Origin of the sequence: Kordia sp., assembly GCF_045105435.1 — a bacterium.
Classification (GTDB): domain Bacteria; phylum Bacteroidota; class Bacteroidia; order Flavobacteriales; family Flavobacteriaceae; genus Kordia.
On record NZ_JBGCDL010000240.1, the window covers coordinates 1 to 8393 of the forward strand.

Consider the following 8393-nt stretch of genomic DNA (forward strand, 5'->3'; position numbering starts at 1 on the left):
CAACAAAACAACAAATGAAATTAAATTTTGTAAATACTTGGTGGTGGAACTTACGAACTTCAGAATCGTGAGCTAAGTCCCTATTTACAAATAATAGATATATAAAAAGACTTGTCAATCACGACAAGTCTTTTTTTTTGAAACAAATTGAACCATGTACACATTAAAAACTACCTATAAAAAAATATTAGCAGACACCATTACGCCCGTAAGTGTGTATTTAAAAATTAGGGACAAATTCCCAAACAGTTTGCTATTGGAAAGTAGTGACTATCACGCCAGCGGAAACAGTTTTTCGTATGTATGTTGCAATCCGATTGCAAGTATTAAGGTGGAAAACGAAACGCTTACGCGCGAATATCCAAATGGTGAAACAAACGTCACTCCTATTACCAAAACGACCGATGTTCCTGCGTTGATTCACGAATTTTCAAAACAGTTTGAAACAGACAAAAACGATTTTAAATTTATCAATAATGGTTTATTTGGCTACATTGCCTATGATGCCGTTCGGTATTTTGAAGATGTAGAAATTTCTAAAAAAGAACAATCGCTTCACATTCCCGATATGTATTACGCGATTTATCAAAACATCATTGCGTTCAATCATTTTAAAAACGAAGCGTACATCTTTTCGCATTCATACAATACAGCAGATAATATTGCTTCGATTGAACATTTATTGCGTTCCAAAAACTTTACGACGTATGATTTTAAAATTGATGGCGAACGCGAATCGAATTTAGATGATGAACAGTTTAAGCAGAATGTGGCATTGGCAAAAAAACACTGTTTTCGTGGCGACGTTTTTCAATTGGTTTTATCGAGACGATTCATTCAAAAATTTAAAGGAGACGAATTCAATGTGTATCGTGCGTTAAGAAGCATCAATCCTTCACCATATCTTTTCTATTTTGATTATGGCGATTTTAAAATCTTTGGTTCTTCGCCAGAAGCGCAATTAGTTGTAAAGGACAATCATACCGAAATTCATCCTATTGCAGGAACGTTTAAACGTACAGGAAACGATGAAGAAGATGCCGAATCTGCCAAAAGACTTTTTGACGATCCTAAGGAAAATGCAGAACATGTAATGTTGGTCGATTTAGCGCGAAACGATTTAAGCCGAAACGGAAATCAAGTCAAAGTAGAAACCTATAAAGAATTGCAATTCTTTTCGCATGTCATTCACTTAGTATCAAAAGTAACAGCACAAAAACACAAGGAAGTCCCTACAATGCAAGTAGTGGCAGACACATTTCCCGCAGGAACATTAAGCGGCGCGCCAAAACACAAAGCCATGCAATTGATTGAAAAGTACGAAACATCGAATCGTGATTTTTATGGTGGTGCCATCGGATTTATGGACTTTCACGGAAACTTTAATCATGCTATTATGATCAGAACATTTCTAAGTAAAAACCACAAATTACATTACCAAGCAGGCGCAGGAATTGTGGCAAAATCGAATAAAGAAAACGAAAACCAAGAAGTATATAACAAATTAAGAGCGTTGAATACTGCTTTAGAAATTGCGGAAACCATTTAGGAATTATAAATGTAAAATTTTAAATGCTAAATGTAAAAGTCAACTTCTTAGAAACGTCTTTGCCAGGCGATAGCAGAAGTAATCTGTTTCTTGGAAATTATAAATGTTGAATGCTAAATTTTAAATAAAAACTCCAAACGTCACTTCGAGTGATTTTCTAAAAGAAAATAGTATCGAGAAGTACTTTGAAAATAAAAAGTAAAAAGCCAATAGCTAAAGGCTAAAAGCGAAAAGCCAATAAAAAAATGAAAAAAATACTAGTCATAGATAATTACGATAGCTTCACGTACAATCTTGTGCATTATTTGGAAGATTTAGACTGTGATGTTACGGTAAAAAGAAACGATCAGCTTTCGTTGGAAGAAGTGGATGCTTATGAAAAAATCATTCTTTCGCCAGGTCCTGGAATTCCAGATGAAGCTGGTTTATTGAAACCAATTATTGCGCGATACGCGCCAACGAAAAGTATTCTTGGTGTTTGTTTAGGACAACAAGCAATTGGAGAAGTTTTTGGTGGAAGTTTGTCAAACTTAGCAGAAGTATATCATGGTGTTGCAACCAACGTAAAAGTTTCAGTCGATGATGAATCGTTGTTTGATGGTTTACCAAAAAACTTTGAAGTCGGACGTTACCATTCCTGGATTGTTGCAAGTCCGCTTCCTCCAAGTTTAGAAGCAACTTCGTATGATGAAAACGGACAAATTATGTCATTGCGTCACAAAGTATATGATGTGCGCGGCGTACAATACCATCCCGAATCTGTATTGACACCAAATGGAAAACAAATATTGGAAAATTGGGTGAAAAACTAGATGTGAGTTGTGAGAACTGAGTATTGAGATTGTTTGATCTTCTTAGAAACGTCCTTGCGAAGCGATAGCCAAAGCAACCTCTTTGTTGGAAATTTTAAATGTAAAATTTTAAATACTAAATGTAAAAGTGAGATTCTAATAAACCTAATTACTAAAGAAACACCTAGCGTCACTTCGAGTGAAATTTCGCAGAAATTTAGTATCGAGAAGTTGTTTGAAACCAAATATAAAAAATCACACTCGTCTCAATTCTCAATACTAAAACCTCAATACTAAAAAAATAACATGAAAAAATTACTAAATAGACTCATCAATCACGAAAGCATTACCGAAGCAGAAGCCAAACAGGTAATTGTAAACATTTCAAAAGACATGTACAATCCGAGTCAGATTGCATCTTTTTTGACAGTTTTTATGATGCGAAGTGTCACACTAGAAGAATTAAAAGGCTTCCGCGATGCGTTGCTAGAATTATGTATTCCTGTAGATTTATCTGCGTACAATGCAATCGATTTATGCGGAACTGGCGGCGATGGAAAAGATACTTTTAACATTTCAACTTTAGCTTCTTTTATTACAGCTGGCGCTGGCGTAAAAGTTGCCAAACACGGAAATTACGGCGTTTCTTCGGTAAGTGGTTCATCTAACGTTATGGAACATTTAGGAATCAAATTTACCAACGATACCGATTTCTTAGAAAAGTGTATTGACAAAGCGGGAATTTGTGTTTTACACGCGCCATTATTTCATCCAGCCATGAAAAATGTAGCTCCAATTCGCAGAGCTTTAGGAATCAAAACATTCTTTAATATGTTGGGTCCAATGGTAAATCCGTCATTTCCAAAAAATCAAATGGTTGGCGTTTTCAATTTAGAATTGGCACGTATGTATGGCTATTTATATCAAAACACAGATAAAAATTACACCATTTTACATGCGTTAGATGGGTACGATGAAATTTCACTCACAGGCGCTACAAAAGCCATCAGAAATAACTCTGAAGAAATGCTAACACCAGCAGATTTTGGCGTTCCACAACATACACAAGCTTCCATTTACGGAGGTGATTCGGTAGCATCTGCAGCAAAAATATTTACAGATATTTTAGAAGGCAACGGAACCGATCCGCAAAACAATGTAGTTTGTGCCAACGCAGGAATGGCAATTGCAACGGTACAAGGTTTACAAGCCAAAGAAGGTTTTGAAATTGCAAAAGAATCCTTGCATTCAGGGAAAGCATTGCAAGTGTTGAAAAAGTTACAAGAGTTAAGTCAATAACAACATTTTTCATTCCTGGGAAAACAGAAATCTATAAATAATAAGAAGTATGATTCCTGCCTTCGCAGGAATGACAAAAAAGATAAATTAAAATGACCGCTTTCGCGAAAAATAAATATGACAATTTTAGATAAAATTATAGCAGATAAATACAAAGAGGTTTCTCTAAAAAAAAGTATCGTATCAATGTCGCATTTGGAGCGTTCGGCATTATTCGGTCGTGAAACATCTTCTTTGTCTGCAGCATTAAAAGCGAGTGATACAGGAATCATTTCAGAATTTAAAAGACGTTCGCCATCCAAAAGTGTAATCAATCAAACTGCAAGTGTACAAGATGTCGCTTCTGGGTATGAAAATGCAGGTGTTTGCGGCATGTCTGTTTTGACAGATGGAAAATATTTTGGAGGTTCGCTAGACGATGTTTTATTAGCAAGAGCAAGCGCACAATTACCAATTCTGAGAAAAGAATTTATTGTGGATGAATACCAAATTATTGAAGCAAAATCCTATGGCGCTGATGTCATTTTATTGATTGCTGCTGTTTTAACGAGAGATGAAATTAAAGCCTTATCGGAAACTGCAAAAAGTCTCGGATTGGATGTGTTGTTAGAAGTGCATAATTTAGAAGAATTGCAAAAATCCATCATGCCATCGTTAGATATGTTAGGTGTAAATAACAGGAATTTAAAAACCTTTGAAGTTAGCACAGACATTAGCAAAGAATTAGCAACTCATATTCCCGATGATTTTGTAAAAGTGTCTGAAAGCGGAATTAGTTCTGTTGCAGCGATCAAAGACTTACAGCCGTATGGATATCAAGGTTTTTTAATTGGTGAGAATTTTATGAAAACGAAAAATCCTGGGCATAGTGCTTTGGAGTTTATTAATGAATTGAAAGGATAAACCATCACGTTTCTGTGTGTCACATCGAGCGCAGTCGAGATGCAATTGAAATAATAGACAAATAGATTCCTGCCTTCGCAGGAACGCAAAACAAGTTTTACGATGAAACTCAAAATATGCGGAATGAAATATGAAGACAATATGAAAGCTGTGAGCGAATTACAGCCAGATTATTTGGGGTTTATATTCTATAAAAAATCATCGCGTTTTTTTGATACTGTAATTCCAGAAATTCCAAAAGGAATTAAAAAAACAGGTGTTTTTGTAAATGCTTCGATTGAAGATATTTTCAACAAAATAAAATTGTATGATTTACAAGCTGTGCAATTGCATGGAAATGAAAGTCCTTCTTTTTGTCTCGAATTAAAGAATAAATGTCACATTTCGACTCCGCTCAATGTTCATGTAGAAATCATCAAGGTATTTTCAATAAAAAACGAATTTGATTTCGCTACTTTGAAACCGTATGAAGCTTGTGTTGACTATTTTTTGTTTGATACAAAAGGAGAATTACCTGGCGGAAATGGTGTAACATTCGATTGGACAGTTTTGGAAAATTATCCATCAACAAAACCGTTCTTTTTAAGTGGTGGAATTGGACTAGAAACAACTCAGAAACTGGAAGCATTCTTAAAAAGTAAGGCTTCAAAATACTGTTATGCATTAGATGTAAACAGTAAGTTTGAAATTGTTCCCGGATTGAAGAATATTGAAGAATTGAAAAAATTTAAAGAATTAGCCTTATGAGTCTTAAGAAAATAGATAAATCAATAAAAATACACGTAAAGAAAAAGAATTACGTACGAATCAGTAGAGGTTATAAAAATGATATTTTTGGAGCTATCACAGGATATTTAGTAGCTTCTTCTAAAAACTTTGTACTTATTGCCGAAATAGAAGATTTCTATTTCTTTGGATTTCATTGTATTCCTATCAGAACAATTACGAATATAAGGCGTAATAAAAATGATGAATACTTCGGAATGATTTTCGAAAAAGAATCTCCTAAAGTTTTCAAAAAAATATTCCAAAAGAGTAATTCAATTAACCTGAATTCTTTTCAGAATATTCTCAAAAATTTAAAAAATCAAAATGAATGTGTCATTATTGAATCTGAACGCATAAAAGATGATTTATTTTCGATTGGACATATTCAAAAAATCTCAAAGAAAACAGTCGCTATTAAACACTTTAATGCACAAGGTTTTTTAGAAGAACCAATCAAAGAGAAATTACAAAAAATTACAAAAATTACGTATCAAGATAATTATAGCAATACGTTTAAAAAATATATAAGATCATGAGTTATCACGTAAACGAAAAAGGATATTACGGCACATTTGGCGGCGCATACATTCCTGAAATGTTATATCCGAATGTAGAAGAATTACGTCAAAAGTATTTAGAGATTATGTATGAAGATTCTTTTCAAAAAGAATTCAAACAATTACTAAAAGACTATGTTGGGCGTCCATCTCCGTTATTTTACGCGGAACGTTTGTCTGCCAAATACAACACAAAGATTTACTTAAAACGTGAAGATTTAAACCACACAGGCGCGCACAAAGTAAATAATACGATTGGGCAAATTTTGATGGCAAAACGTTTGGGCAAAACTCGAATTATCGCTGAAACTGGCGCTGGACAACACGGTGTTGCTACGGCAACTGTTTGTGCTTTAATGGGCATGGAATGTATTGTGTATATGGGCGAAATTGACATTGCGCGTCAAGCACCAAATGTAGCACGTATGAAAATGTTAGGCGCTGAGGTTCGTGCAGCATTATCGGGAAGTAGAACGCTGAAAGATGCCACAAATGAAGCTATTCGCGATTGGATTAGTAATCCCATAAACACACATTATATTATTGGCTCGGTGGTTGGTCCGCATCCGTATCCAGATATGGTAGCGCGTTTTCAAGCCGTAATTTCTGAGGAAATGGAATGGCAGTTACAAGAAAAAGAAGGTCGTTCTTATCCCGATCATGTGATTGCATGTGTTGGTGGCGGAAGTAATGCAGCTGGCGCTTTTTATCAATATTTAGATGATGAACGTGTCAATTTAATTGCTGTAGAAGCTGCCGGAAAAGGAATTCATTCTGGCGAAAGTGCTGCAACTTCGGTGTTGGGTGAAGATGGAATTATTCACGGAAGTAGAACGTTATTGATGCAAACCAAAGACGGACAAATTACAGAACCGTATTCGATTTCGGCTGGTTTAGATTATCCCGGAGTTGGACCAATGCACGCACATTTATACGAAAGCAAACGTGCCGAATTCATTTCTATTACCGATGATGAAGCTATGACCGCTGGTTTGGAATTATCGCAATTGGAAGGAATAATTCCAGCGATTGAGACTTCACATGCATTAGCCGTTTTTGATACGAGAAAATTCAAAGAAGATGAGATTGTAATTTTGAATTTATCGGGTCGTGGCGACAAGGATTTGAATACGTATATTGATTATTTTAAATTATAGTAGTGAGAGATTAGTAATGAGCTATGAGACAAGATAAAACTCACACCTCAATACTAATGACTCAATACTCAATACTATTACCATGAACAGAATAAACCAAAAATTACAAGAAGATAAAAAGTTACTATCCATCTATTTTACCGCTGGATATCCAAGTTTGAATGATACGGTTGGTGTGATTGAAGCGTTGGAAAAAAGCGATGTCGATATGATCGAAATTGGCTTGCCGTTTAGCGATCCGTTAGCAGATGGACCCACGATTCAAGCAAGTTCTACACAGGCTTTAGAAAATGGAATGACGAGCGAAATTTTGTTTGATCAGATAAAAGATATTCGTGAAACAGTTGCGATTCCATTGATTATTATGGGCTATTTGAATCCGATGATGCAATACGGAATTGAAGCGTTTTGCGCTAAATGTCAAGAAGTTGGTATTGATGGATTGATTATTCCTGATATGCCTGTTGCGGTGTATCACGAGCAGTTTCAAGCCATTTTTGAAAAATATGGCTTGATTAATGTGTTTTTGATTACACCACAAACCTCTGAGGAACGCATCCGATTTATCGATAACATTTCTAACGGATTTATTTATATGGTAAGTTCGGCAGGAACCACAGGCGCTAAAAATAGCTTTGGAAATACACAGGAAACTTATTTTGATCGCATTGGAAATATGAATTTAAAAAACCCACAGATTGTTGGTTTCGGAATTTCCAATCATGAAACATTTACACAAGCAACCAACAAAGCAAAAGGCGCTATTATTGGAAGTGCTTTTATTAAACATTTGACGAAAAACGGAACAAAAACCATCGATACATTTGTGAATGGTGTTTTAGGAAAATAAAATAAATACATGGATTCAAAAAAGCAACAGCGCGTAGTAAAGAAGTCAAAATTACATCCGCTAAATGTACATCAAGGACGTTACGATTTTGGTTTGCTCATACAAGCATGTCCCGAATTAAAACCGTTTGTAGCCTTGAACAAATTTAGCGACGAATCTATTGATTTTTTTGATCCAAAAGCTGTAAAAGCGCTCAATAAAGCATTGTTGCAACAGTATTACGCAATTGATTTTTGGGATATTCCGGAGCATTATTTATGTCCTCCAATTCCAGGCAGAGCTGATTATATTCATTATTTGGCGACGTTTCTAGCGAAATACAATCACGGAAACATTCCGAAAGGAGAAAAAATTACCTGTTTGGATATTGGCACAGGCGCAAATTGTATTTACCCAATTATTGGAACACATCAATACGATTGGAAGTTTGTTGCATCAGACATTGACAAAGTTTCTATTGAGAATGCCAAAGAAATTATTCGTCAAAATAAACGTTTACACGATCGCGTTGAAATTCGC

General features: G+C 35.2%; 9 protein-coding genes. All 9 read left to right on the top strand.

Annotated features, from left to right (window positions below; translation table 11 throughout):
* Positions 1–154 precede the first annotated feature (154 nt).
* Positions 155–1549: an anthranilate synthase component I family protein gene (locus AB8B65_RS12285; protein WP_405301335.1), complete on the top strand. Its 1395-nt coding sequence runs from the start codon at positions 155–157 to the stop codon at positions 1547–1549.
* A 245-nt stretch (positions 1550–1794) separates the two neighbouring features.
* A complete protein-coding gene (locus AB8B65_RS12290; protein ID WP_405301336.1) occupies positions 1795–2361 on the top strand; it encodes an anthranilate synthase component II in 567 nt (188 codons plus the stop codon).
* A gap of 285 nt (positions 2362–2646) precedes the next feature.
* Positions 2647–3639, top strand: coding sequence for an anthranilate phosphoribosyltransferase (gene trpD / locus AB8B65_RS12295; RefSeq protein ID WP_405301338.1), 993 nt, complete (start codon positions 2647–2649; stop codon positions 3637–3639).
* A 117-nt stretch (positions 3640–3756) separates the two neighbouring features.
* Positions 3757–4542 (top strand): indole-3-glycerol phosphate synthase TrpC, encoded by a 786-nt coding sequence (gene trpC, locus AB8B65_RS12300; protein WP_405301340.1) that lies wholly within the window; start codon positions 3757–3759, stop codon positions 4540–4542.
* Between the two features lie 102 nt (positions 4543–4644).
* The gene (locus AB8B65_RS12305) at positions 4645–5289 is read left to right on the top strand and encodes a phosphoribosylanthranilate isomerase (RefSeq protein WP_405301342.1); all 645 of its coding nucleotides are present in this window, start codon (positions 4645–4647) and stop codon (positions 5287–5289) included.
* Entirely contained in the window at positions 5286–5846 is a 561-nt protein-coding gene (locus AB8B65_RS12310) for a hypothetical protein (RefSeq protein ID WP_405301343.1), read from the top strand. The genes AB8B65_RS12305 and AB8B65_RS12310 overlap by 4 nt, the downstream gene beginning before the upstream one ends.
* On the top strand, positions 5843–7024 hold the full coding sequence (trpB, locus tag AB8B65_RS12315; protein WP_405301344.1) for a tryptophan synthase subunit beta: 1182 nt from the start codon (positions 5843–5845) through the stop codon (positions 7022–7024). Before AB8B65_RS12310 ends, trpB begins: the two co-directional genes overlap by 4 nt.
* Before the next feature lie 82 nt (positions 7025–7106).
* Positions 7107–7874 (top strand): tryptophan synthase subunit alpha, encoded by a 768-nt coding sequence (gene trpA / locus AB8B65_RS12320; protein ID WP_405301345.1) that lies wholly within the window; start codon positions 7107–7109, stop codon positions 7872–7874.
* A gap of 9 nt (positions 7875–7883) precedes the next feature.
* Positions 7884–8393 (top strand): RlmF-related methyltransferase (locus AB8B65_RS12325; RefSeq protein WP_405301346.1); only part of this gene is annotated, 510 nt, incomplete at its 3' end.